The sequence below is a fragment of the Mycolicibacterium pyrenivorans genome (assembly GCF_025821625.1).
Taxonomy (GTDB): Bacteria; Actinomycetota; Actinomycetes; order Mycobacteriales; family Mycobacteriaceae; genus Mycobacterium; species Mycobacterium pyrenivorans.
Genome location: NZ_JACKSH010000253.1, coordinates 91,970 through 114,942, shown reverse-complemented (window position 1 = coordinate 114,942; position 22,973 = coordinate 91,970). Strand labels below are relative to the sequence as shown.

Genomic DNA, 22,973 nt, shown 5'->3' with positions numbered 1-22,973 from the left:
GAACGATAGTGAATACCCATACACTAACCGAGTAGAACTGCCGCACCAGGGGCACGCCGAGATACACCTCGAACTGGTGAGATGAAGGGTACGACCGGAGTAGGTCGAGGCTCCTCAGGGGCCAATAGCTAGCCATCGGTAACTACTTTCAGTTCGTCGCGGGCAACGGTGTAGTCGGCCACCAGTTCGTCGACCAACTCCTCGACACCGACGACATCGTGGACGCCGGACACGCTGTGACCCGCGCTCCACGCACCGCGGTTGGCCAACAGTCGGTCCTGTGCGAAACCGTCCTGCGGTGGTGCGTCCGCACCCTGCGTGGCGCGTTGCGCGTCTAGCCAGGACGACAGCAGGCTGGCCGGTATCCCGCCGACGCGGTCGGACAGGCGGACGTCGTCGAGCGTGGCGGTCACGAGTGCCGAGCGGTATGCGTCGTCGGCTGCGCTCTGGTGGGTGGCGATGAATCGGGTGCCGAGGTAGACGAGGTCGGCACCGAGGACCTGTGCGGCGAGGATCGCCCGTCCGTCGCTGATTCCGCCTGCCAGCACCACCGGTCCGTCGAAACGTTCTCGAACCGCACGCACGAACGCGAAGGGATTGGCCCAGCCGGTCTGGCCGCCCGCGCCCGCGGTCAGCAGCACCAGTCCGTCCGCGCCGGCGTCGATGGCCCGCCGCGCATGCTCGAGGCTTGCGACATCGGCGAAGACTTGTGCTCCGGCGTCGTGCAATGGCCCGATGACCGGCTCGGGGGAGCCCACGCTGGTGATGACCATCTCCACCCGGTGGCGCAGGAGTACAGCCAGGTCGGAATCGCGGCGGGCATTGCTCCGGTGCACGACGAGGTTCGGTGCAATCGGCGCCGCTGTGGCGCCCGAATCGGCGGTCATCCGGTGCAGCCACGCGTCCAGTTCGCGCTCCGTCGCGGCATTGTGCGTCGGGAATGAACCGATCACACCGCTGCGGCACGCCGCGATGACCAGTTCGGGGCTGGACACAGCGGTCATGGGCGCCGCGATGACCGGCAGCTTGAGGCGACCGGTGAAAAGGGGCACAGGGGATGCACTCGCGGGCACAGTGAACCTCGGGATCCAGGGCAATAGTGAATTGAGAATAACTACGACGCCTTAGCCGCGTCAACGCGGAGCGGCCGGAGCGGACACCCTGCCAAACGGCTCTTGCTGCTAGTAGCCCAATCCACGCGGGATTGACAAAGTGATCCAGGTCACCAATGATGGGCACATTAGTAAATCAGGAACCGCATTCGCGTCGGTGAAGGAGCGCATCATCGATACCGGGAGGACGGTCGAGGCCATGGGCTTCGCCGCGCTGGCCGATCAGTTGGCCGGGGGGAGCGAAGATCGCGCCCGCGCCTTGACCGCCGCCAATGATCGAGCCAGCCGGGATCTGAGCGCCGTGTTGGATGCTCTTGGTCGCGTCCGTGAGTGTTCCGACGAAGTGGACACCCTGGACCGCGCAGCACGCGAACTCTGCGGGGTGGAGCTCTTCGACCGGGTGATGGTGTCGCGGGTCAGCGGCTCGACGTGGTTCCCGCTTGCGCTGTACGCAGCAGCCGGCGACGGCCGCGTCTCGCTCGACCTCGACGACTCCGGCGCTGGTGTCGACAATCTCCGGATAGCACTGGTCTCTCCGCTGATCGAGGCAGAAGTAGTGCGTCGCAGGCTGCCGGCGGTGGTCGCCGATGCCGATCACGAACCGCGCACCCATCGCCCACTCGTGGAGCGCACCGGTACCAAGGACTACGTCGTCGCGCCAGTTGTCGCCTGCGGCTCGGTGATCGGGCTGCTGCACGCTGATCTGCCGTTTGGCCAACGTCCGCTGACCGAGCTGGATCGTGATCTGCTGCGGATGTTCGCCGACGGCGTCGGGCTCGTCTACGAAGTGGCGGACCTGGCTTGGCGTCAGGAGCAACAGCGCCGAGCAGTCGCCGAGGCGTGTGAGGCCGCGGTACGAACTGTGGATGACTTGGGGTTCTCGGGCGTTGCGCGCATGAGCCCTTCACCCGACGGGATGTCGCCCGATCGCCCGTCGATTCCGGTTCTGGGCGCCGTCCGGGGCAACGCCAGCCAGCCACGCCCAGGGGCGCGGCTGGCCCGGTTGACCGCGCGGGAGCTCGAAGTCGTGGCGCTTCTGGCCAGCGGTGCGACGAATGCTCAGCTGGCGGATCAACTGACTGTCGCCGAGAGCACGGTCAAATCCCACGTGAAGCACATCCTGCACAAGTTGGGCGCCACCAATCGTGCCTCCGCGATTGCGTGCTACCTCAAGGAAACCCGTGACGACGAAGGGCGACCACGATGAGTGTCTCCATGGTCAGTGACAGCGCGCGGAGCGCCGCGGCGACCAGGTCCGGTGGCGACTGGTGGTCACGTGAGATCGAACTCGTGAACCACCTGAGGTCCCTGCGCGAGGCTGTCGCTCAGCAGATAGGCGGCTCGGTCACTCTTCCCGCGGTCGAATGGGACGTGCCGTGGCGATCGGCCGAGACCATCTCGGCGCTGACGCACCTGTGCATCGAGCAGTTGCGCAAGCTGCCCGGCAGCGAGATCGCACGCGCACAACAACTCTGCGACCTCGTCCTCGGCCTGCAACAGCTCGCGATGGACTGGTACCTGCACGACACAGCAATGCGCGGACAGCGTCTGGCCGACTGTGCTGCCGGGTTGAGCAGGCTGCGCGGTGTCAACGGTTCTGCGTCGCTTCTCGAAAACGCCTGCCGGGAGTTGGTGCTGCGGTGCGGTTTTCACCGCGCAGTGCTGTCCCAGGTCGAGAGCCGCGGGTGGAAACCGCTGATGCTGCATGATCGCTCGGCCGCGACCACCGGGTCCTGGTTCAGTGACTGGATCAACCAGACAGTGCCGCTGGTGGACGACGCGCCGGAGGCCGAAATGTTGTCACGTCGCCGCCCGTCGTTGGTGTACGACACCGCCAACGCGCCGGTGTACCGGCCGTTGATCGTGCAGGCCGGACAGTCTCGCTCCTACGTGGTGGCTCCGCTGGTCCATGGCAAGGATGTGGTCGGCTTCCTGCACACTGATCACCACCCGCTCACCCGCAGGGTCGACGAAGCGGACCGAGATGTGGCGTGGGCCTTCGCCGACGGATTCAGCCACCTCTACGAACGCGCCGTTCTCGTGGAGCGGCTGAAGGCTCAGCGCGACAGTGTTCGCGAACTGTTCTTCGGCGCCGTCGACCGGATCGACGAGCTCTGTGAGTCAGGCCTCGAGGCAACCCGGCATGCGGAGATGACGCACGACGATTCGACCGGCACGAACTCCGGCAGGGCGCCCGTCGGGCTCACCGAGCGCGAAGCCGATGTGTTCGGTCTGATGGTGACCGGGGCGAGCAACCAGGAAATCGCCGACCGGCTCGTGATCACCGAAGGTACGGTCAAATCTCACGTCAAACACATTCTCCGCAAGTACGGAGCGGTCAACCGTGCCCAGGCCATCGCGTGGGCGCTCAACGGCAGTTGATACTGCTTCAGGTGCTGACCGCGGGCAGCGGGCTGGTCGCCAGGAAAGCTCCGTTGTGGTACACCAGCGGGGCCGGCGTGACACCGTCGCGGTCATCGCAGTGGATCCGGGTGACCGCGGCGATCACCAGAGTCGAGTCGCCCGCCGGAATCAGTTGTTGCACATCGGCTCTCAACCATGTCGGGGTGTCGGCCAGTACCGGCTCGCCGGACTCCAGCAGGGACCAGGAGCGTTGATCGTTGAACCGGTGCTCGGCGCTTCGGGAGAACCGCTGGGCCAGCTCGCGCTGATGTTGGCCGACGATGTGCACAACCACCGATGCCGCCTGCCGCAGCGCCGCGATGCTCGATGAGGTGTGGGTGATGTTGAAGCACACCAGCGGGGGATTAAGCGAGAGAGAGGTCAGCGATGTCGCGGTGAACCCGACGGGGCCGGCCTGCGACATCAGCGTCACGATGGCGACCCCGGCCGGGTGTCGGCGCAGCGCTGCGCGGTAGGACTCCGGGGTGACGGTCATGCCGACTGCGATTCGTGCAGACCGAACCTGTTGACGCCGAGGGAGTTCAGGTGTGGGAGGACGACCTTCTCGATGAGCTCGATGACCACCGGGAGCAGGGGGAGAAGGACGGCCCCGTCGGCGATGCCCAGGGCGTGGAGGTCGCTGACCAGTCCCGCGAGCCCCGCCGGTGTTCCGACGTACAGAAGGGTGTCGGAACTTTGGCAGGAAGTCACGCTGGCAAGCAGCTCGCGAGCGGCCGGCGCCGTTGGGGCGATCATCACGTCGATGTCGACGAGGACGTCGACGTCGGGGTGCTGTTCGCGGGCCGTGGCCGCGCGCTGCGCCACCTCGCGCAGATCCCGTCCACGGACGCGGACGAACGCCGGCGCTGAGTCCGCACTCACGTCGTCGCCCAGGAATGTGACGACGCGTGGCGGCTTGTCCACCGCGATGTCATAGTCGGCCCGCAACCCCGTTGTCAATGTCATTGTGTCAGCACACCTTCAGCTGGCCGGATCGATGACGATCGCGAACGCCTTGTTCTCGATACCGCCCGACCGGTCGATCGAGATGAACTTCTCCTCGACGTACTCGTCGATCGCGTTCGGCCCGCCCTCCCGGCCCAGGCCGCTCTCCTTGTACCCGCCGAACGGGTAGGCGGGGTGGATCACATGCCAGTTGTTCACCCACACCATCCCGGCGTCCAGGCGACGGGCCACCTCGAGAGCGCGGGCTTCGCTGCCCCACACGCCGGCCGACAGACCATAGTTGGTGTCGTTGGCGATCTTGACGGCGTCGTCCACCGAGTCGTAGGTCAGCACGACGAGCACGGGACCGAAGACCTCCTCGCGTGCGATGCGCATGTCGTTGGTGACGTCGACGAAGATCGTCGGTTCGATCCAATAGCCCTTCTCGAATCCCGGACCTGCCGGTGACCGTCCGCCCAGGGCGATCGTCGCGCCTTCGTCTGCGGCGATGCTGAAGTAGTCTAGGATCCGGTCGCGCTGGTCTGCCGAGATGATCGGGCCCACATGGGTTGTCGGCTCCAGTGGGTCACCCAGCCGCAGCGTCGATGCGCGGGCCACCAGCTTGTCGACGATCTCGTCGCGTCGGCTGCTGGGTATCAGCAACCGGGTGCCGGCCTCGCAGGCCTCGCCGTTGTTGGCCATGCAGGCGAACAGCGCACCGTCGACCGCCATGTCGATGTCGGCGTCGTCGAGGATCACGTTGGCGCCCTTGCCGCCGAGTTCGAGGGTGACCCGCCGGACCGAGTCGGCGGACTGACGCAGGATGCTCTTGCCCACGGCCGTCGAACCGGTGAAGGCGACCTTGCGCACGCCGGGGTGCCCGGAAAGGTGAGCCCCGACGGGCTCGCCGTCACCGGAGACGACGTTGAGCACTCCCGGCGGCAGCCCGGCGGCGTCGAACTCACGGGCCAGCTCCAGTGGGAGCAGCGGAGCGTGCTCGTCGGGCTTGAGCACCACTGAGTTGCCTGCCGCCAGGGCGGGGCCGATCTTCCACACCGTGGTCAGCAGCGGGATGTTCCATGGCACGATCGCCCCGACGACACCGATCGGCTCCCGGACGACGATTCCCGTGGCCGGCACCGGCTCGATCGCGGGGCCTTCGGTCTCCCACTCGTAGGCTTGGGCGATGGCGGCGACATACTGCAGCTGGGCGGCAGAAAGGCCCACGTGCAGGGCACCGGTGATGCGTATCGTCGCGCCGTTCTCGCGGGATTGCAGCGCCGCGAGCTCGTCGCCACGGGCTGCCAGGCCTTCGGCCACGGTGTTGATCAAGGCGGCCCGTTCGGCGGGTGGGGTGCGGCGCCAGGTGCCCTCGTCGAAGGCGGCCTGCGCGGCGGCGACCGCGGCGTCGACGTGGGTGACGTCGCCCTTGGCGACCGTGGCCACGAGTTCCTCCGTTGCCGGGCTGCGGATCTCGTAGCTGTCGTCGGTGTCGATCCACTTGCCGTCGATGTAGAGCGGGTAGTCGTTGGTCATGGCATCTCTCCTCGTCACCCGATCTGTCGGGTTTTGTTCTGCCAGTAGGGGTTACGGATGGCCTTCTTGTCGACCTTGCCGGCCGGGTTGAGCGGCAGCTCGTCGGTGAACAGCACCTTCTTGGGTGCGGGAACGCTGCCAAGAGCCTTTTTGACGTGGCTGATCAGTTCGAGTTCGAGTTCGGAACCGGTGATCTCGCCGGGACGGGTCACCACCATGGCGAGCACCGCCTCTCCCCACTTCTGGTCGGGCACGCCGATGACGGCGGCCTGAGCGACGGTGGGGTGGGTGCTCAGCACGTCTTCGACCTGGCGTGGGAACACGTTGAAACCGCCGCTGACGACCATGTCCTTCTTCCGATCGACCAGGTAGAGGTAGCCGTCGTCGTCCATCCGGCCGACGTCCCCGGTGTGCACCCAGCCACCGCGCATCGTCTCGGAGTTGCGTTGCGGATCCAGGTAGCCCAGCATCTGGCCGAGTTGGCGGGTGCAGATCTCGCCGACCTCCCCGGTCGGCAGCACGGTGTCGTGGTCGTCCTGGATGCTGACCTGCACCCCGAACATCGGCCGGCCGGCCGAGGCCAACCGGGAAACCCACTCCTGCGGCGACTCCTGTTGTCCGGCGGCGTGTTCGTGCTTGCGCAGACACGACACGTAACCCTGCTCGGTGCCGGCGTAGGTCTGGATGAATATCGGGCCGAACTCCTCCAGCGCCTGCCGCAGCCGCTCCGGTGCCATCGGCGCGCCGGCGTAGATCACCGTCTGGAGGCTGGTGATGTCGTAGGCGTCTCGGCCGGCATGGTCGAGCAGCAGATAGATGATGGTGGGCACCACGGCGGTGGCGGTGACGCGGTGGCGTTCGATGTTGGTCAACAACGTCTCGACGTCGAGTCCGGGAAGCATCACGTTGGTGCCTCCGCGGACAAACGTCGGGATGGCGAAGATCTGGGTGAAGTGGGTGAGCGGTGCCCCGTGCGCGAAGACCTCGCCGAAGCGGATGTCGCCGATCTCCAGCCCTGCCGAGATCGCGTAGTAGCTCCACGTGAAGTGCGAGTTGACCACTCCCTTGGGCTCGCCCGTGCTCCCTGAGGTGAAGAGGACGTAGGCCTCGTCATGCTCATCGATGGCGACATCCGGTCGGTTGTCGGCGGCCGCGTCCACGACGGCGGTGAAGTCGAGCGCGTCCACGGCCGCCGTGCCGACCTCTCCGACCCGGACGAGGGTCTGGAGTTTGGGAAGCTGATCGCGGATCGCGGTGATCGCCCCCTCGAACTTGGCGTGATAGACCAAGGTGGTGGCGTCGGTCTGCGCAAGGTTGGAGCGGAACCCGTCGACTGCGGCCCGGGTCGGCATCTGCACCAACACCGCGCCGGCCGCCCAGACCGCCTGCTGGATGGGGATGAATTCCAGGCAGTTGGGCATCAGCAACCCGACCCGGTCGCCTTTCTGAACCCCGGCGCCGATGAGCGCGTTGGCAATGCGATTGCGCCACAGCCGCAGCTCGCGGTAGGTGATGCTGCGGTCGCCGTCCACGATCGCCGTGCGGTCTGCGTAATACGTGCAGGCCCGGTCGAGGACGTCGGGTAGAACCCCCCACATGCCGGGGTTGGAAGGCTTCACGGTGGCCGAACTCCCTACTGCGCGAGCGAGGCCGGGTCGAATCCCTCGACCCAATATTCCGGTGTGATGATCGGCAGGCCGAGCTCCTGAAGAACCGGGGTGTCGTTCCAGTAGGTGGTCTCCCGCGCGATCTTTCCCTCGGAATCAAGCTGCTGCCAGGTGATTCCACGTGTCTGGAGGGTCTTGCCTCCGGTCGGGACACCGCGGAATGTTGCCAGTCCTTCACCGGTCCAGTCCCACAGGATGACCACCGCCGGATTGCCGTTGACGCCGGCGAGTTGGAAGGCTTCGGTCGCGGTGAACGTGTGAACGCCCACGCCGTTGCCGGGGTCGGTGTTGGCGAACGGGGCCAGCCGCGGCCGCAGCTCGGCCTTGGTGATCGCCGTGTCCGTCACGTGGTCGGAGTCGGCGTGGTCGTCATAGACCAGGTCGTCGGCGTAGAGAGCGACAGCGTCGCCGGTGTCACTGGTCAGTGCGTTGGCCCAGCGGGCGGCGTGCTGCGCGGCCAGGGTGGTGTCGAGGCTCATGATGTTCCTTTCAGACCAGCGCCGGTGCTTTGGCCACGGCCGACGGGTCGACGGGCAGGCCGAGTTCGTGGACTGCCGTGGACACGTCCCAGAAGCTCGCCTCGCGCTTGATGCGGCCGTCGGTGTCGTAGATGTGGAACGTGATGCCGCGGGCGCCGGGCACCTTCCCGTTGGTGGGTACCCCGACGAAAGCGCCGGCGGTGGGGGCCTTCCAGGTCCAGCGGTAGATCGCCGCCTTGTCGTCGCCGACCACCTCGTCTATACGGAAGTTGTTGATTCCGATGCCGTTCTCGGTGTCGGCGTTGGCGTAGGGCGCGAAGACCCGCAGCAACTCCTCCTTGGAGGTGATCGTCTGGCCGAGGATCGGATCCTCGAACAGGAAGTCGTCGGCGTACAACGCGACGACGGCTTCTGGGCTGTCCCGGAAGGCCTTCAGCCATTTGACTGCGAACGTGTGGCTCATGAACGGTTCTCCTCGCTGGTGATGCAAGACATCTCCGAACGCTATGGAGATACCGAAGCGGCCACGACTACCGCGGGGAGGAAAGGGACTGCCCCATGGGGGGAGAAGCCCGGGTGACGGCTCCCCGCGGATGGCGTTGACCAGTGACGATCTCCCCCGATGTTGGAGCGAGTTACCCCTGGCGAGGGGTGTGGCGTGCGCACCATCCCGGCAGCATCGGTGCGAACCACACGAGTGAGGGAGTGACAATGCTGGAACAGGATCTGACCGACGAGGATTTCGAGCCGTACTTCGCCAAGGCACAGGAGGTGTCGCAGTTCTTCCGAGAGATCGGCCCCAAGCACGACGCCGAGAACACGTTCGCGTACCCGTCGATCGAGGTATTCAAGAAGTCCGGGCTGGGCGCCCTGCCCATACCGAAGGCGTTCGGTGGACCCGGCGGCAACATCCTTCAGGTCTCCAAGGTGGTCACGGAGATGTCCCAGGGCGACTCGGCGATCACGCTGGCCTACAACATGCACTACATCATGGTCGGCATCGCCGGGAACCTGATGAGCGAGGAACAGAACAAGTACTGGCTGGGCCGCGTCGCCGATGGTGAGTTGATGTTCGGGCCGTTCTCCGAACAGCGCGCCGGCTTCTCCGGCTTGGCCGACATGCAGGCAGTGCCCCAGAAGGGGGGCGGCTGGAAGCTTTACGGCAAGAAGACCTGGGGCACGTTGTGCGAGGCCGCCGACATCATCACCACCAACGCCACCGAAACCGACGCCGACGGCAACCTGCCGGACACCTTTGACGGTCGGGTGGCCGCCGAGAAACTGTTCATCGGCGACTTCAAGGTCGACGAGAACGGCGTCGGTGACGGTATCCGCATCGAGAAGACATGGAACGCACTGGGCATGCACGCGACCGGCACCCAGACCATCGTGTTCGACGGCTACTTCGTGCCCGAGGATGGCTTCGTCTCGCCCTGGCGCGCAGGCGCTTTCGGTGTGCTGGAGTGGGCGTCGCTGATGTTCGCCAGTATCTACCTCGGCATGCAGCAGCGCATCCTCGAAGAGACCGTCAAGGCGCTGTCCAAGAAACATCTCGGCGCGACGTTCGGTGCCATCGTAGCCGCCGACACCGAGGTCAAGAGCATCGGGCACATCATCGACGGCGTCGGCGACATGGCATCCCGCGTGGAGTTCAGCCGGCGGGTGCTGCATCAGACCTGTCAGGAACAGATGGAGGGCAAGGACAAGCTGTGGGCGCCGGAACTGCGGTTCCCGTATCTCGGTCTAGCCAAGACGTTCGTTGCCGACAACGTGATGCACATGTCGCGGCACGCGATGAGCATGGTGGGCGGACAGTCGTTCCGGAAGGGCGGCATCTTCGAGCGGCTCTACCGGGACTCGGCAGCCTCGATGTTCCAGCCGCTCAACGCCGACCAGACCCGCACCTACATCGGGCAGTTCCTGCTGGAATCCGCCGCCGCCAAAAGCTGATCCCGCCGACTGACGCAGAGTCGCACGTCTCGACGCCGAGGCGTGCGATTCTGCGTCTGCTTGTTTAACGGACAGCGCCCTTTACCCCCTCGACGACTGCCGATGTGGCCGCCTCCCCGAGGGGGTACGGCGTGTAGAGGGTGAAACGGTCCACGAGATCGCCGAACCTGCGCACGATCTCAACCCCGACGTCGGCCGGTTCGCCGGCGACCGCGAAGGTGGACAGCACCTCGTCGTCGATCAGAGCCGTCATGGTGGTCCAGTCGCCGGCCTTGGACAAGCGGTGCAGTTCGGTGTGCAGATCCCCCCAGCCGTGTAGGTCGAGCACTCCACGGTAGGCCGGAGTGGCGCCGTAGAAGGCGATCTGATGGCGAACCCGCTCGGTTGCCTCGAGATAGCCGCGTTCATCTGTGCCGGTGACGATCAGGCCGGGGTAGCAGATCGTGAAATCGGCACGGCCGCGCCCGGATTCACTCAGGCCGGCGTCGACCGCGGGAAGTGTCACCTCGCGCAGGTAGCGATCGGTGGTGAAACCGTGCACCAGAAGTCCGTCGGCGGCCTCGGCCGCCACTGCGGTCATCTTCGGGCCGACGGCTGCGATCACGACCGGCGGCGGGCCGAAGGGACTTGGCCCCGGGCTGAACATCGGCGTCATCAGCGTGTGCTGGTAATGATCCCCACGGAAGTCCAGATCGTCTCCCGTCTGCCAACTGCTCCAGATTGCCCGCAGCGCCTGGAGGTATTCGCGCATGCGTTCCGCAGGCGCCGACCAGGGCATGCTGAAGCGGCGCTCGATGTGCGGCTGGATCTGGGAGCCCAGGCCGAGCACGAATCGGCCGCGGCTGAACGTGTTGAGGTCGTTGGCGATGGCTGCCGTCGTCATCGGGCTGCGGGCGAACGCCACGGCCACAGCCGTTCCCAGTCGCATGGTGGGAGATTCCTGAGCCGCGACGAGCAAGGGCAGGAACGGATCCCGGCTGACCTCTGTCGACCAGAGGCCGTCGAATCCGATTCTTTCCGCGGCGTTGACTTGGTCGGTGAGGACGCCGAAGTCCGCCCCTCCGGTACCGTCGATCCCGCCGCCAATGTTGGTATCCACCTTCACGGGGCCAGCCTTGCACGTGCAGCGCGGGGTGCGAGGGCCGCACTACCCGGTGTGGGGAGGCATATCCTCCCTACTGGTGTGGAGGGAGATTGACCCCGGCCATAGATTTACGATATGGGACGCATGTCTGACGAGGTAATGCAGCATCCGCTGAATATGCTCTGGCAGAACATCTTCACGTGGGCGAGCTGGGTGATCGTCCTGATAATGCTCGTCATTGCCGTCTTCATGGGGCTGCGGCAACGTACCCCGTTCTATGTGATCGCCTGCCTGGCCGCGGCCGTGGCGGCGTTCGCGGAGCCGCTCTACGACGTCGCATTCGACCTGTGGTTCTACGATGCCCACGCTGACGGGACAGCGGGCGCCGCACTCAGCCACTTTTCCGCGTTCGGTGTGGTGCAGCCGATTTGGACGCACAGCGGATACGTCATCCTCTATGCCGCCGCCCCTCTCTATATCGGCAGGCGGATCTATGAAGGACGGTTGGGTCGGCGAGGCTTGTTTCTCGTTTGGGGGGCGGAGATCCTCATGTCGACCGCGTTCGAAGCCATCGGGACTGGAACTGGTGTCTATACCTATTACGGACCGTTCGTCGGACGCATCTGGAATTACCCGGCCGTCATAGGGGTGTTGGAGGGAACCCAAACTGTGCTCTTCACGGTTGTGGCGGTTCTGGTGTGGCGGAAGGTCTCGACCAGTTGGGGACTGTTGAGCATCTTCGTCGTGTTCCCCATGACCTTCTTCGGCGCGAATTTCGGTCTCGGTGCGCCGGTCATCATTGCATTGCATCTAGACAACGGACTGTCGACCGATGCGCTCGTCGCCGCCGCTACCATCGTCTCGATCTCGTTCTGCGCCTTGGTGGTGTACGGGCTGAGCAGGTACCTGCCGGATGCTCCGGTCAAGGACGCGCGGTCAGCCGCCGATGCCCAGCACCGCGCGGGCGGCTTCGGTGAGCAGCAGCCGAAGGCGGTGCTCGGCGAGACCGACGCCGTGGAACAGCGGTGACTGAATGGCCCCGATCGCGGCATGGACGACGGTGCGGGCGTCGGCGTCGTTGAGGTCGTCCCGCAGCTCGTCGACCAGGTGGACCCACTCCTCGAGGTAGAGCCGTTGTTTGCGGCGTAGCCGACGGCGATCCTCCTCCGGGAGGTTGTTGATCTCGTTGTGGTAGACCTGAGCCAATTCCCGGTCTGCGACCACGAACTCGACCTGGCCGGCGATGAGCTGGTCGAGTGCTGCGCTCAGGTCTCCCGTCGCGCCGAGGATCTGCTGTTCGTCCCGCAGCAAGTCGTCGATCACCCGGTCGAACAGCGCGACCAGAACGGCCGACTTGCTGTCGAAGTGGCGATAGACCCCCGAGCCGGTGATCCCCGCTGCGGCTCCGATGTCAGCGATCGACACTGCGTGGTAGCCGCTGCGGGCGACAAGTTCGGCGGCAGCTGCCAGAATCCGGGATTTGCGTTCGGGATCGCGGGTGCGCCGGGTGTCGCCGGCGCGCTCCGTGACGATGCTGCTCACCTCCATTTGTGTCTGGCGATTCATTATGCATCGTGTTCGAACTCACCATATCCGTCACCGATGGTGATTGACGACTCATCAGTGGGTGTCGGCCGCGGAAGCCAGTACTGGCTCAGCCGGTGATGTCGCGGCCCAGAGCGACCCGGGCGATGCTCCACAGTTGCACCTCGTTGGCGCCTTCGTAGATCTCGCCCACCTTGCTGTCCCGCCAGATCGATTCGAGATGGTTCACCGTGCCATCCGCAGTCAGTTGACGCACGAACCCGTACCCGCCGTGGACCTGGATGGCGTCGCGGGCAATGTCCACCGCAACTCGACTCCCGGTCACCTTGGCCATCGCTGCCTCAGGTTCAGCCCGTCCTGAGGTGTCCACCTTTCGGGCCGCCTTCTGATACAGCGATCGGGCCGACTCGAGGGCGATCGCGTGCTCGGCGAATTTGAACTGCCAATGCTGGAAACCGCCGAGTTTCGAGCCGAAGGCGCTGCGTTGACGCATGTGCCGCACGGCGTGGTCAAAGGCGCACTGTCCCATACCCACTCCCATGGCGGCGACGCCGATTCTTCCCATGGCCAGGCTCGCCAACGCGGTCGAGAGACCCCTGCCCGGTATGGCGATCACGTGTTCGTCGGGTACGAACACGTCGGTGAATTCCACGTCCGAGGTCAACTGGACGCGGTTACCCATCTTCAAGTCGGGATCGGCGACACAGACCCCGTCGGTATGCATATCTACCAACAGCATGGCTTGGCTGTCCTCGACGACACACAACACCGTCATGATGTCCGCGGCGCAGGAATTGGTGATCCAGCGCTTGCGTCCGTTGAGCCGATAACCACCCGTCACGGCCGTGGCCTGGGTGCGCATGGCGGCGGCCGAAAGATCGGTGCTGGCTCCAGGTTCGCTCGTTGCGAACGAGCCGACGATCTCGCCGCTGATGAGCCGCGGCAGGAATTCGCCGCGGATATGCGGCGGGGACCCGTCGAGGGTGCGGCCCACCAACAGCGCCTGACCGTCGTACAAGGCGGACGCGGCCCCCGGGGTGAAGTAGGCCAACTCCTCGGCAACGGTGGCCGCCGCCAGCACGGGGTACCGCAGACCCCGCCCGCCGACGTCGGTCGCGAACGGGACCGCGTACAGGCCGGCATCGGCGATGGCCTGATGGATGTCGTGCGGAAACGCTGCTTTGGATTCCGTTGCGTTGTTGAGTTCGGCGGCTCGCGGCCGCAGCGTCCTCTCGGCGAACTCGCGGGCCTCGGCCCGAATCTCGACCGTCTCCTCGGGCAGCAGCAGGTCGTCACTCAACGCAGTGGAGATCCGCGAAAGCCCCTCCAGCGAGGATGAATTCGGTTCGTGGCCTGTCAACGGGGGCGCGTCACTTCAGCGTGATGCGGATGGGCAGCCGTTTGAGCCCCCCGACGAAGAGTGTCGAAATCAACTCGGGCTCACCGGCCAACTCGACGGATTCGATCCGCGGGATCAGCTCGGCGAAGAAGCTGTTCATCTCCATGCGGGCCAATGACGCTCCCAGGCAGAAGTGCACGCCGTAGCCGAACGACAAGTGCTTGTTCGGGTCGCGACCGACGTCGAAGCGCATCGAGTCGTGGAAGACCTCCTCGTCGCGGTTGGCCGAGACGTAGCTCAGCAGTACCGCTTCGCCCTTCTTGATCGACACTCCGCGGACTTCGGTGTCGGCCTGGGCGGTGCGCATGAACTCCTTGACCGGCACGACCCAGCGGATCATCTCCTCGACCGCGGTGCCCATCAGCGAGGGGTCGGCCTGCAGCCGGGCCAGTTGGTCCGGGTTCTGGATCAGTGCCAGCAGGCCGCCGGCAATCCCCGCGCTGGTGGTGTCATGTCCGGCACTGGCGACGATCGCGTAGTAGGACAGCGTGTCCATGTCCGACATCGGCTCGCCGTTGATCGTCGCGTTGGCGATCGCCGAGGCCAGATCGTCGGTCGGCGTCTCCCGGCGCGAGGCGGTCAGCGCGGTGAAGTAGGCGAACATGTCCATGATCACGGCCATGAACGCGTCCGGGTTCGTGTCGCGCTGCATCTCTTCGTCGTTCTGACCGAACAGTTCCTGGGTGAGTTTTAGCATGAATGCGAAGTCGGATTCGGGCATGCCCAGCAGCGTCAGGATCACGTACAGCGGGTAGTTGACCGCGATGTCCTGGGCGAAGTCGAGTTCGGGACCCTTCTCGGCCATCTTGTCGACCCAGATCTTGGCCAACTCGTCGCAGCGAGTCTTCAGCGCTCGAAGCGCCGACGGCTTGAACCAGTCCGCGCCGATCTTGCGCAGGTCGCGGTGGTGCGGGTCATCGGTGTGAATCAGGGTGCGCAGACCGACGCCGGCTTCCCGTTCGGCGCGTTGCTTGTCGTCGAACTCGGCGACCTCGAGAAAGGGGCGGGGGTCATTGGTGAACAACTCGTTGTCCCGCTCGATGTCCATGACGTCGGCGTGCTTGGTGATCGCCCAGAACGGTGCATAGGGCGGCACGTCCACCCAGGACACCGGAGCGTGGGCCCGCAGATGGGCGAGCGCCTCCTGCAGGCGCGCTTCATCGGAGTAGGCCCTGGGCTCGGCGAGCACCCGGCCGGCCGGGTCCATGATCCGTGTGGCAGTCATGTGGTGCTCCTGTCGAGATGCGGCAACCGGCTGTCTATATCCAACGGCACGAAAACTCCCAGGTGTATACCGCCTACGGAATGTTTCATTGACCCGTTGGGGGTATCTCTGAGCGGCGAATCGCCCGAGGGGCGGTAGTACCCTTGTGCCGTGCGTCACAAGGATGCCGTGGCTACGGGCGAGGCGGCGGTTGCGGATGGGGATCGCCTGCGCGCGGTCCTGGATGGTCTGCGCTCGATCGCCGACGTTTCAGATCCGGACTGGCGGCCGCGGCTGTTCGACGCGCGCGCCATTGTCGATGGGGCATGGGCGGCACTGGCCGACGCCTTGGATGACAAACCGCAGGCCGGAGCGGTGCTGGAGTTGCTGCGCCGGCTGACGATTGCCGACGACACCCTTATGCGCTCTGCCGGCGCGCCCCGGCGCCCCGGCGCCTCGGGGAAGCGCTGGGACAGCTCGAGGCTGCACCGTCGACGCTGGCGGAGCTGATCAAGCTGGGTCCCCAGCTGACCCGCCTGCTGGGATTCGATCGTTCGATCTTCTCCCGGGTGATCGATGGGGTGTGGACCTCGGAGGCCGTCTTCGTCATCGATGATCCGAAATGGGCCGACGAGATCAACCGAATCGGCCAGGAAATGCCGCAACCGCTGATACCCGGCCTGCACGAGACGGAGATCGTGCGCCGCAGGGAAGCGATGATCGTCATCGACGTGCAGCGCAATTCGGGGGTGCACCGCCCGATCGCCGACGAATCCCGATCCGAGTCCTATGCCGCGGCACCGATCATGTCGGGAAACCAGGTGGTAGGGCTGTTACACGGAGACTGCTACATGCAGGGCCGCGACCCGAGCGGGGCGGATTGCGAAGCGCTCGCCGCGTACGCGAAGGGTCTGCAATTGGCGCTGAGCCGGGCCCGAGCCGCCGAACAACTCCACATGGTCGGCTCGCAGTTGCGTTCCATCGCCAACGACTGCCAGGACGGCGGCGCGTCCCTTCACGAATTCTCCTTCGACCGGGCGAGCCTCGTCGCTGAGGCTGGTTTTCCCCGTGCCGCCCGGGTGACAAAACAGGCTCTCCGGTCGGTGCGCTACCTCTTGACCGCGCGTGAGATCCAGATCATCGAACTCATGGCCAAAGGCTTGAGCAACTCGAGAATCGCTGAGCAACTGGTGATCTCGGAGGGGACTGTCAAGCAGCATGTCAAACACATCCTCCGCAAACTCGGTGCGGGAAATCGGGTCGAGGCGGTGTCGATGCTGTACCAGTCAGACGGTGCGTCTTAACCTCGACTGAGCCCTGAGACCCCCCTTATGAGAGAGGCGACCGCAGGGCGTGTTCGGTTAGCCTGCTCACTCATCGAGTGATTTCGCGAGGGGCCGCCATGACGTATGTCATCACGCAGAACTGTTGCAAGGATGCCAGTTGCGTGCCGGTATGCCCCGTCGAGTGCATTCGCCCGATCGGAGGCATGGGGTCGTTCACCGACACCGAGATGCTGTATATCGAACCGGACGTCTGCATTGACTGTGGCGCTTGCCAGGAGGAGTGCCCGGTCGGGGCGGTCTACCCGGAAGATGAACTCCCGCCGGAACTCGATCGGTTCCGGGAGATCAATGCCCGCTACTTCGAACATCATCCGCTGATGCCGGACGACGCCGCGCATGCCAGCCCGCATTCCGCCGTCAAGACGGGTTCGCTGCAGGTGGCAATTGTCGGCGCCGGCCCGGCCGGCTGCTACGCCGCTGATGAACTGATCCGGATAAAGGGTGTTGAGGTCGACCTGTTCGAGCGGCTGCCCACGCCTTACGGATTGGTTCGCTACGGGGTCGCTCCGGATCACCAACACACCAAGGCCATCACCCGGCTCTTCGACGAGACGCTCGACAACAGCCGACTGCACTGCTATTTCAACGTGCGCGTTGGCACCGACATCAGCCATGACGAACTGATGGCACACCACCACGCGGTCATCTACGCAGTGGGTGCATCCGAGAGCAGACAGCTGGGCGTCTCCGGGGAGACGCTGCCCGGCCACCATGCGGCAGCTGACTTCGTCGGCTGGTACAACGGCCACCCCGATAACGTCAACCGCAGTTTCGACCTGTCAGGGGAGCGTGCCGTCATCATCGGCAACGGCAACGTGTCACTCGACATCGTTCGAGTCCTGCTGTCGCCGCTGGAAACCCTTGCCGCCACCGACATCGCGGATCATGCCTTGGAAGCCCTGCGCGACAGTGCTATTCGGGAGGTTGTGATCCTGGCCCGGCGTGGGCCGCGGCATGCGGCGTTCTCGGTCGGCGAGTTCCTGGCCCTCGGTCTGCTGCCGAATGTCGACGTGATGATCGACGCGGACGACTTGGAGCCCGATCCCGACGACGATATCGAGACCATCATCAAACTCGAGGTCGCCCGTGATTACGCGCAACGCGAACCAACGCCGGGCAACAAGCGCATAGTGTTCCGCTTCTGCGCATCTCCGGAGGAGATTCTGGGCGACACCGGCCTGCACGGCGTGCGGGTGACGCTGCCCGATGGCGGAACCGAAGTCATCGAGACCCGACTTGTCCTGCGCTCGACCGGCTATCGCGGGGCGGCGATCACCGACGTGCCCTTCGACGTGGCGGCCGGAACCGTTCCCAACGACCGGGGACGGGTGGTCGACGAGACCGGGCGGGCGGTTACCGGGGTGTACGTCACCGGCTGGATCAAACGGGGTCCACGGGGAGTCATCGGAACCAACCGCACCTGTGCCGAGGAGACCGCCGCCCGACTCTGGGAGGACTTCGACGCGGGACTTCTGGCGTCGGAGGTTGGCGACCGCAACGAGATCGACGAGAGCCTCGCCGCCCGGGCCGTCACACCGGTGGGCCGGAAGGACTGGGCGGCCATCGACGAAGCCGAACGAGAGCGGGGCGCGGAATCGTCTCGGCCGCGGGTCAAGTTCGTCGATGTCGCCGACATGCTCGCCGTAGCCCGGGACTAGGACGTGAGCACACTGGCCCCCACCACGGACGGTCTCCGCCGGATGCCCGGTGCAGAAGGCATCTGGGCCCTGATCGGCGCCGACGCCGTCGTTTTCGCGATCCTGTTCGCGAGCTTCATGGCGGAACGGAGCCGCAATCCGGAGATCTTCGAAGCGGGCCGGCAGGCGCTCGACATGAATCTCGGTGGCATCGACACACTCATCCTCCTCACCAGTTCATGGACTGTGGCGCTGGCAATTCAGGCCATCAAGCGCAACGCTGTTCACCAGGTTCCGGGTCTCCTGCTGGCCGGGGTGCTGACCGGTGTGCTGTTCATGGCATCCAAGGTGATCGAGTACGCGGGCACGATCAACGACGGGATCACACCGGCCACCAACGCCTTCTTCATGTGGTACTTCACCTTGACCGGAATCCACTTGATCCACGTCCTGCTCGGCACCGGGCTGTTGACATTCGTATGGGCCCGTGCCCGCCGCGGCGCCGTCAACTCGGCGAATCTTGTTGTGCCTGAGAGCGTTGCCTCGTTTTGGCACCTGGTCGACCTGCTGTGGATCGTGCTGTTCCCACTGCTGTACCTGATGAAGGCGCAGTGATGTCGATCTGGCACGAGCGGGCGACGAAGGTGTGGCTGACGCTGATCGCACTGACGGTGGTCACCACCTGGGGACTGTCGAAGGACTTGTTCAGTCCTGCCGTCGCCGTGGGGGGGACGTTCCTCATCGCGGGCCTGAAGGTCAGATACGTGATGTTGGACTTCATGGAATTGCGGTACGCGCCGGCGGCCTCGCGGATCTTTTTTCAAGGCTGGATCGTCGTGGTCGTCGCGATCGTTCTCGGCTTCTGGTTCGGCTCGTGAAGTACGGAACTTCACATAAGGAAAGGTGACCTGATGTCAGCGGACGGCAGACCCAATTCGCTCAAGATCGGATTGTGGTGCAACTGGATTTTCGTGGCGTTGACCGCCGTCGGGTGGTTGGGCATCGCGCACTTCTTCGCCCCCGCGCGGGCGGATCTGGGTCTGGAAGCCACCAAAGTGTGGTTCACCGAGACCCATCGCACCGGTGTGATCGTCGGGTGCACGCTGTTCTACATCGGCGCCGGCCTCCTCACGCCAGGATCCATCGTGTTCGGCATGATGCTGTCGAAAATCGAAGGCCGGCACCCGTTGTGGTCGGCCACCACGGCGGTATGCGGGGTCTTCATCTCGCTGATCGTGTTTCTCAACTGCTGTGCCTGGATCGTGGCCGCCTATCGGCCGGAGTTCGGCGCCGACGTCATCCAATCCTGGTACGACTGGGCTTGGTTCGCCTTCCTCCTGGGCTGGATCTATCTGGCTATCGAGATGGCTGCCACCGGCATCGTCGAACTGATGGATGACCGACCCAACCCGATGATCCCGCGGTGGTTCACCTGGCTGACGCTGGCCGGCGCGCTGGCCATCTTCACCGCGGCCGGGCCGGCGTTCTTCAAGAGCGGCCCCTTCGCGTACCACGGCTTGCTGGCCTTCTACATGCCGGTCATGGTCTGGGGTTCGTACCTCTGCATCACCACCTGGTTCATGATGCGGGAACTCAACCGCGCGGCCTGACATCAGACAGCAGCCCCGGGGGTGAATCCCCGGGGCTGCTGTCTGCCGGCGAAAGCGGTTAAGCGCTCGGCTTCTTCTCCGGGGTCCAGGTGGCGGGCAGTCGCTTGGTGCCGTTCATGAAGTTGGATAGCAGCAAATCCGGCTCGCCGACCTCGAGATTGGGCATGCGGTGGTAGATCTCGCGCATCTGTGCCTTGAGAACCTCACGGCCCAGGATGTGGCCGAGGCAGTAGTGCGGGCCGCCCGCGCCGAAGGCCTGGTGCGGGTTGTGCTTCTCATCCCGGCTGATGTCCATCGTCTGGGAGTTCTCGAACACCTCTTCATCGCGGTTGCTGGCGATGTACCACAGGACGACCTTGTCGCCTGCCTTGAAGGTGACGTCATCGAGCTGGTAATCGCGAGTGGCGGTGCGGCGGAAATGCATCAGCGGCGGCTCCATCCGCAGTACCTCGTTGACCGCGTCGTCCACCCGGCCGTCGAAGTCCTCCATCAGGTAGGCGAGCTGAGCGGGATGCTGCTGGAACAGGTCCAGGGCGCTGGCCATCGCATGGCGAGTGGTGTCGTTGGCGCCCGCGGCGAGCAGGGCGAAGAAGACGCCCACCTCGTCCTGGTTCAGCTTTTTGCCTTCGTACTGTGCCTCGGCGACCCAGCTGAGCAGATCGTCCCCCGGATTCTTCATCCGCTCGGGCACCAGCTCGTTGGCGAGGGTGGCCAGCTTCATCGAGGCATCGGCGAACACCATCAACGGGGATCCGATGTGGGCGTACTCCGGGTCGTTCCAGCACGCGAACTGCTCCGCGGCGTCCATCGTGTACTGGATCTGGTCTTTGTCGGTGATCCCCAGCATGCTGCAGAACACTTGGCCGGGAACCTCTTTGGTGATCAGCTCGCACAGGTCGCCCTCGCCGCGGTAGGCGACGTCGTCGACGATGCCTCTGACGATGTCGGCGATCCTGTCGGTCATCTTGCGGATGTTGCGGGGGGTGAAGGCGACGGTGACGATGTTGCGCAACTCGGTGTGCCGGGGCGGGTCGGTCACGATGAAGGACAGCATGGTCTCCAGTTGCGGGAAATCATCGATGAAGACTCCCTCGGCCGAGCTGAACACCTCGACGTTGCGCGAGACCTCACGCAGGTGCTTGTGCTTGACCAGTGACCAGAAGCCCTTGGCGTTCTGCAGATTGGGATCCAGTGAGTCGGGCGCGTCATTCCAACTGATCGGTGTGTTGTTGCGCAACCAGGTGAACGCCTCGTGTCGGTAGGCGCGCGGCCGTTGCCAGAACTCCAGGGAATTCAGACGTGTGTCGATGCCCTCCGTGGAAGTGCTCATCGAATATCCCTCAACTCTCGCCTCTGCCGGGCAGCGGTCCCCCAGCGATGGTCGGTTAGACGCTACGGAGCATGTGACCGCGACCACATCGACTTATAGGGGCAACTTTTCCTGCCAGAGGTGGTATCCCTCGGCGGTGCCGTCACGGGGAGCGGGTCATCTGCCGGTACCGGGCCACGGCATCGGTGCGGTTGGAGGCGCTGAGCTTGTCCATGATGCGCCGGAGGTGCGATTTCACCGTTCCTTCGGAGATGAACAATCGGCCGGCGATCTGGACGTTGGTCCTGCCCGCAGCCAGCAGGTTCAACACCTGAAGTTCCCGGCGTGTCAGCTGGTCGGCGACACTGCTGGCGGTTCCTTCGGTCACCGGCGGGGCGGCCCGGGGCGGTTCTGGCGGTCCCGCCGTTGCGCCGCCATGTTCGGCATCACCCAGCCCGGTGAGGGAGTCGACGGCACGGAGGTGCTCGACGGCGGTGCCGCGCACCGCGTGCAGCTTGTCCATCACGATGTTGCGTTCCATGATCGCGCCCAGTCCCTCGGCGAACACGCCGAGTAGGTCGCGATCCTCGGGGCCGACATCACCGAATTCGGTTGGGGCATCAGCGTGCAGCAGTGCCACCGGCACCTGCCAGACATACACCGGTGCCGCGATGTAGACGTCGGGTTTGACGACACCGACGAGCTCGGTGTTCACCCGCGGGTCGCCTTGCGGGTGCTCGACGAGGATGGGTGTCTTGGTGTGAACCATCGCGCTCTCCGGCAGTGGGCAGGCGAGCCGACGTGGGTGTGCGCGTCCCGCTTCGAGCAACGCGCTGCTCATTGCCTCATTGCCGGTGGTGTGTGCTGAACGCACCAGCCATATGTTGTCCCGAATCAGCGAGAACAGCACCCGGCCGAAGCCGGCGCCACAGAGCTCGACGGGGATACGGTCGGCGAGCTCGCTGTTGACCGAGACGTTTCGTAGCCTGGCGAGAGCCAGTTTGGTTTCGGCAGCCCGGTGGCCTGTGGGCACCTCGGATGAGGGGCCTGACTCCGACGGTTCCGCCGATCGGTGCGGTGCTGCCACCAGGCTCACGCTAGGTGGCATCGATCGCGCGCCGCATCTCCCAAGAGGGGTAAGTGTGGGCGGCCGACGCGGAGTCCTAGAGATCGACGATCCGAATCGAGGCGGTGGGGCAACTCTCAGCGGCCTCCTCTACCTCGGCCCGCTTGTCGGCGTCCACCGTCTCGGTGAGCACCGTCATCCGGCCATCACCGTCTTCGGCGACCTCGAAGAACTCCGGCGCGTGCATCTCGCACAAACCGATCCCGGAGCACGTGGTGCGATTGAAGACTATTCGGCCTGCGACAGCCATCGTCGCCTCCTTCTGGCAAGTTTGGGTTCTACCCTTGTCCATCCGAGTACACCAAAGCCGCGTGAACCGCGGCAGTCTCCAAAGGGAGGACTATCGCGCCGAAAGGGGTAGTCCTCGCCGTTGGTGTTCAGCCTCGGAACACGCCGGGTGGTCCCGGCAGGTATGAGACGTTCCACTTGCGCCAGCCCTCCCCGTGCTGAACACCGCTGCCGATCCGAATCTGGCGCACGAAATCGCCGCATTCGCTTGCGGTACAGAGGATCTGGCTGCGTACGCGGTCCTTGACTTCTTCGGTCGAAAGTCCGTCGCGAAGGAAGAACTCGACCGACTTCCACGGCTGGCTCATCGTGCGTCCTTCCGGTAGCGCACCG

At 65.0% G+C, this 22,973-nt stretch carries 25 protein-coding genes; 10 read left to right on the top strand and 15 right to left on the bottom strand.

The features are described 5' to 3' along the window. Positions 1 to 128: 128 nt before the first annotated feature. Positions 129 to 1,004, bottom strand: coding sequence for an NAD(P)H-dependent flavin oxidoreductase (locus H7I57_RS27875; RefSeq protein WP_264027653.1), 876 nt, complete (start codon positions 1,002 to 1,004; stop codon positions 129 to 131). A 265-nt stretch (positions 1,005 to 1,269) separates the two neighbouring features. On the opposite strand from H7I57_RS27875, the gene H7I57_RS27870 reads away from it, so the two are divergent. Together H7I57_RS27870 and H7I57_RS27865 are read left to right on the top strand one after the other, a co-directional pair. After that, positions 1,270 to 2,319 carry a LuxR C-terminal-related transcriptional regulator gene (locus H7I57_RS27870; RefSeq protein WP_264027652.1) on the top strand — a complete coding sequence of 350 codons (1,050 nt, stop codon included), beginning with the start codon at positions 1,270 to 1,272 and terminating at the stop codon, positions 2,317 to 2,319. Next, entirely contained in the window at positions 2,316 to 3,494 is a 1,179-nt protein-coding gene (locus H7I57_RS27865) for a LuxR C-terminal-related transcriptional regulator (RefSeq protein WP_264027650.1), read from the top strand. The genes H7I57_RS27870 and H7I57_RS27865 overlap by 4 nt, the downstream gene beginning before the upstream one ends. Positions 3,495 to 3,501: 7 nt before the next feature. On the opposite strand, the gene H7I57_RS27860 is transcribed toward H7I57_RS27865, so the two are convergent. From H7I57_RS27860 to H7I57_RS27835, 6 genes are read right to left on the bottom strand one after another with little or no spacing between them, the layout of a single operon-like run. Continuing rightward, positions 3,502 to 4,011 (bottom strand): flavin reductase family protein, encoded by a 510-nt coding sequence (locus H7I57_RS27860; RefSeq protein WP_264027648.1) that lies wholly within the window; start codon positions 4,009 to 4,011, stop codon positions 3,502 to 3,504. Beyond that, on the bottom strand, positions 4,008 to 4,481 hold the full coding sequence (locus tag H7I57_RS27855) for a hypothetical protein (protein ID WP_264027645.1): 474 nt from the start codon (positions 4,479 to 4,481) through the stop codon (positions 4,008 to 4,010). The genes H7I57_RS27860 and H7I57_RS27855 overlap by 4 nt, the downstream gene beginning before the upstream one ends. Positions 4,482 to 4,496: 15 nt before the next feature. Continuing rightward, positions 4,497 to 5,996, bottom strand: coding sequence for an aldehyde dehydrogenase family protein (locus H7I57_RS27850; protein WP_264027644.1), 1,500 nt, complete (start codon positions 5,994 to 5,996; stop codon positions 4,497 to 4,499). 14 nt (positions 5,997 to 6,010) lie between these two features. After that, entirely contained in the window at positions 6,011 to 7,594 is a 1,584-nt protein-coding gene (locus tag H7I57_RS27845; RefSeq protein ID WP_264027668.1) for an acyl-CoA synthetase, read from the bottom strand. Between the two features lie 35 nt (positions 7,595 to 7,629). Then, the gene (locus H7I57_RS27840) at positions 7,630 to 8,142 is read right to left on the bottom strand and encodes a ketosteroid isomerase-related protein (protein WP_264027643.1); all 513 of its coding nucleotides are present in this window, start codon (positions 8,140 to 8,142) and stop codon (positions 7,630 to 7,632) included. A gap of 10 nt (positions 8,143 to 8,152) precedes the next feature. Further along, a complete protein-coding gene (locus tag H7I57_RS27835) occupies positions 8,153 to 8,605 on the bottom strand; it encodes a nuclear transport factor 2 family protein (RefSeq protein ID WP_264027642.1) in 453 nt (150 codons plus the stop codon). Between the two features lie 248 nt (positions 8,606 to 8,853). On the opposite strand from H7I57_RS27835, the gene H7I57_RS27830 reads away from it, so the two are divergent. Beyond that, the gene (locus tag H7I57_RS27830) at positions 8,854 to 10,092 is read left to right on the top strand and encodes an acyl-CoA dehydrogenase family protein (RefSeq protein WP_264027640.1); all 1,239 of its coding nucleotides are present in this window, start codon (positions 8,854 to 8,856) and stop codon (positions 10,090 to 10,092) included. Between the two features lie 64 nt (positions 10,093 to 10,156). Here H7I57_RS27830 and H7I57_RS27825 read toward each other — a convergent pair whose 3' ends face one another. After that, positions 10,157 to 11,197 carry a TIGR03617 family F420-dependent LLM class oxidoreductase gene (locus H7I57_RS27825; protein ID WP_372510475.1) on the bottom strand — a complete coding sequence of 347 codons (1,041 nt, stop codon included), beginning with the start codon at positions 11,195 to 11,197 and terminating at the stop codon, positions 10,157 to 10,159. A gap of 114 nt (positions 11,198 to 11,311) precedes the next feature. On the opposite strand from H7I57_RS27825, the gene H7I57_RS27820 reads away from it, so the two are divergent. Continuing rightward, on the top strand, positions 11,312 to 12,205 hold the full coding sequence (locus H7I57_RS27820; RefSeq protein WP_264027637.1) for a hypothetical protein: 894 nt from the start codon (positions 11,312 to 11,314) through the stop codon (positions 12,203 to 12,205). On the opposite strand, the gene H7I57_RS27815 is transcribed toward H7I57_RS27820, so the two are convergent. The 3 genes from H7I57_RS27815 to H7I57_RS27805 form a co-directional block, all read right to left on the bottom strand. Then, complete coding sequence (locus H7I57_RS27815; RefSeq protein ID WP_264027636.1) at positions 12,113 to 12,718, bottom strand: TetR/AcrR family transcriptional regulator; 606 nt, start codon at positions 12,716 to 12,718, stop codon at positions 12,113 to 12,115. The genes H7I57_RS27820 and H7I57_RS27815 overlap by 93 nt on opposite strands. A gap of 112 nt (positions 12,719 to 12,830) precedes the next feature. After that, positions 12,831 to 14,021 (bottom strand): acyl-CoA dehydrogenase family protein, encoded by a 1,191-nt coding sequence (locus H7I57_RS27810; RefSeq protein WP_264027634.1) that lies wholly within the window; start codon positions 14,019 to 14,021, stop codon positions 12,831 to 12,833. A gap of 70 nt (positions 14,022 to 14,091) precedes the next feature. Further along, positions 14,092 to 15,345, bottom strand: a complete 1,254-nt coding sequence (locus H7I57_RS27805; RefSeq protein WP_264027632.1) for a cytochrome P450 — start codon at positions 15,343 to 15,345, stop codon at positions 14,092 to 14,094. 150 nt (positions 15,346 to 15,495) lie between these two features. On the opposite strand from H7I57_RS27805, the gene H7I57_RS27800 reads away from it, so the two are divergent. From H7I57_RS27800 to H7I57_RS27775, 6 genes are all read left to right on the top strand, one after another. After that, positions 15,496 to 15,834 (top strand): hypothetical protein, encoded by a 339-nt coding sequence (locus H7I57_RS27800; protein WP_264027631.1) that lies wholly within the window; start codon positions 15,496 to 15,498, stop codon positions 15,832 to 15,834. After that, a complete protein-coding gene (locus H7I57_RS33615; RefSeq protein ID WP_372510478.1) occupies positions 15,792 to 16,628 on the top strand; it encodes a LuxR C-terminal-related transcriptional regulator in 837 nt (278 codons plus the stop codon). Before H7I57_RS27800 ends, H7I57_RS33615 begins: the two co-directional genes overlap by 43 nt. A 98-nt stretch (positions 16,629 to 16,726) precedes the next feature. After that, positions 16,727 to 18,328: an FAD-dependent oxidoreductase gene (locus tag H7I57_RS27790; RefSeq protein WP_264027629.1), complete on the top strand. Its 1,602-nt coding sequence runs from the start codon at positions 16,727 to 16,729 to the stop codon at positions 18,326 to 18,328. A 3-nt stretch (positions 18,329 to 18,331) separates the two neighbouring features. Then, the gene (locus H7I57_RS27785; RefSeq protein ID WP_264027628.1) at positions 18,332 to 18,922 is read left to right on the top strand and encodes a cytochrome c oxidase subunit 3 family protein; all 591 of its coding nucleotides are present in this window, start codon (positions 18,332 to 18,334) and stop codon (positions 18,920 to 18,922) included. Further along, complete coding sequence (locus H7I57_RS27780; RefSeq protein ID WP_264027627.1) at positions 18,922 to 19,185, top strand: cytochrome C oxidase subunit IV family protein; 264 nt, start codon at positions 18,922 to 18,924, stop codon at positions 19,183 to 19,185. Before H7I57_RS27785 ends, H7I57_RS27780 begins: the two co-directional genes overlap by 1 nt. A 33-nt stretch (positions 19,186 to 19,218) precedes the next feature. Further along, positions 19,219 to 19,917, top strand: coding sequence for a hypothetical protein (locus tag H7I57_RS27775; RefSeq protein ID WP_264027626.1), 699 nt, complete (start codon positions 19,219 to 19,221; stop codon positions 19,915 to 19,917). Between the two features lie 58 nt (positions 19,918 to 19,975). Here the strand turns inward: H7I57_RS27775 and H7I57_RS27770 are convergent, their stop codons facing one another. From H7I57_RS27770 to H7I57_RS27755, 4 genes are all read right to left on the bottom strand, one after another. Beyond that, positions 19,976 to 21,247: a cytochrome P450 gene (locus H7I57_RS27770; RefSeq protein ID WP_264027625.1), complete on the bottom strand. Its 1,272-nt coding sequence runs from the start codon at positions 21,245 to 21,247 to the stop codon at positions 19,976 to 19,978. Positions 21,248 to 21,389: 142 nt separating this feature from the next. After that, positions 21,390 to 22,313 carry a helix-turn-helix transcriptional regulator gene (locus tag H7I57_RS33610; RefSeq protein WP_264027624.1) on the bottom strand — a complete coding sequence of 308 codons (924 nt, stop codon included), beginning with the start codon at positions 22,311 to 22,313 and terminating at the stop codon, positions 21,390 to 21,392. A 76-nt stretch (positions 22,314 to 22,389) separates the two neighbouring features. Further along, the gene (locus H7I57_RS27760) at positions 22,390 to 22,602 is read right to left on the bottom strand and encodes a ferredoxin (protein WP_264027623.1); all 213 of its coding nucleotides are present in this window, start codon (positions 22,600 to 22,602) and stop codon (positions 22,390 to 22,392) included. A 127-nt stretch (positions 22,603 to 22,729) separates the two neighbouring features. Next, a complete protein-coding gene (locus H7I57_RS27755) occupies positions 22,730 to 22,948 on the bottom strand; it encodes a hypothetical protein (RefSeq protein WP_264027622.1) in 219 nt (72 codons plus the stop codon). Between the last annotated feature and the right edge of the window lie 25 nt (positions 22,949 to 22,973).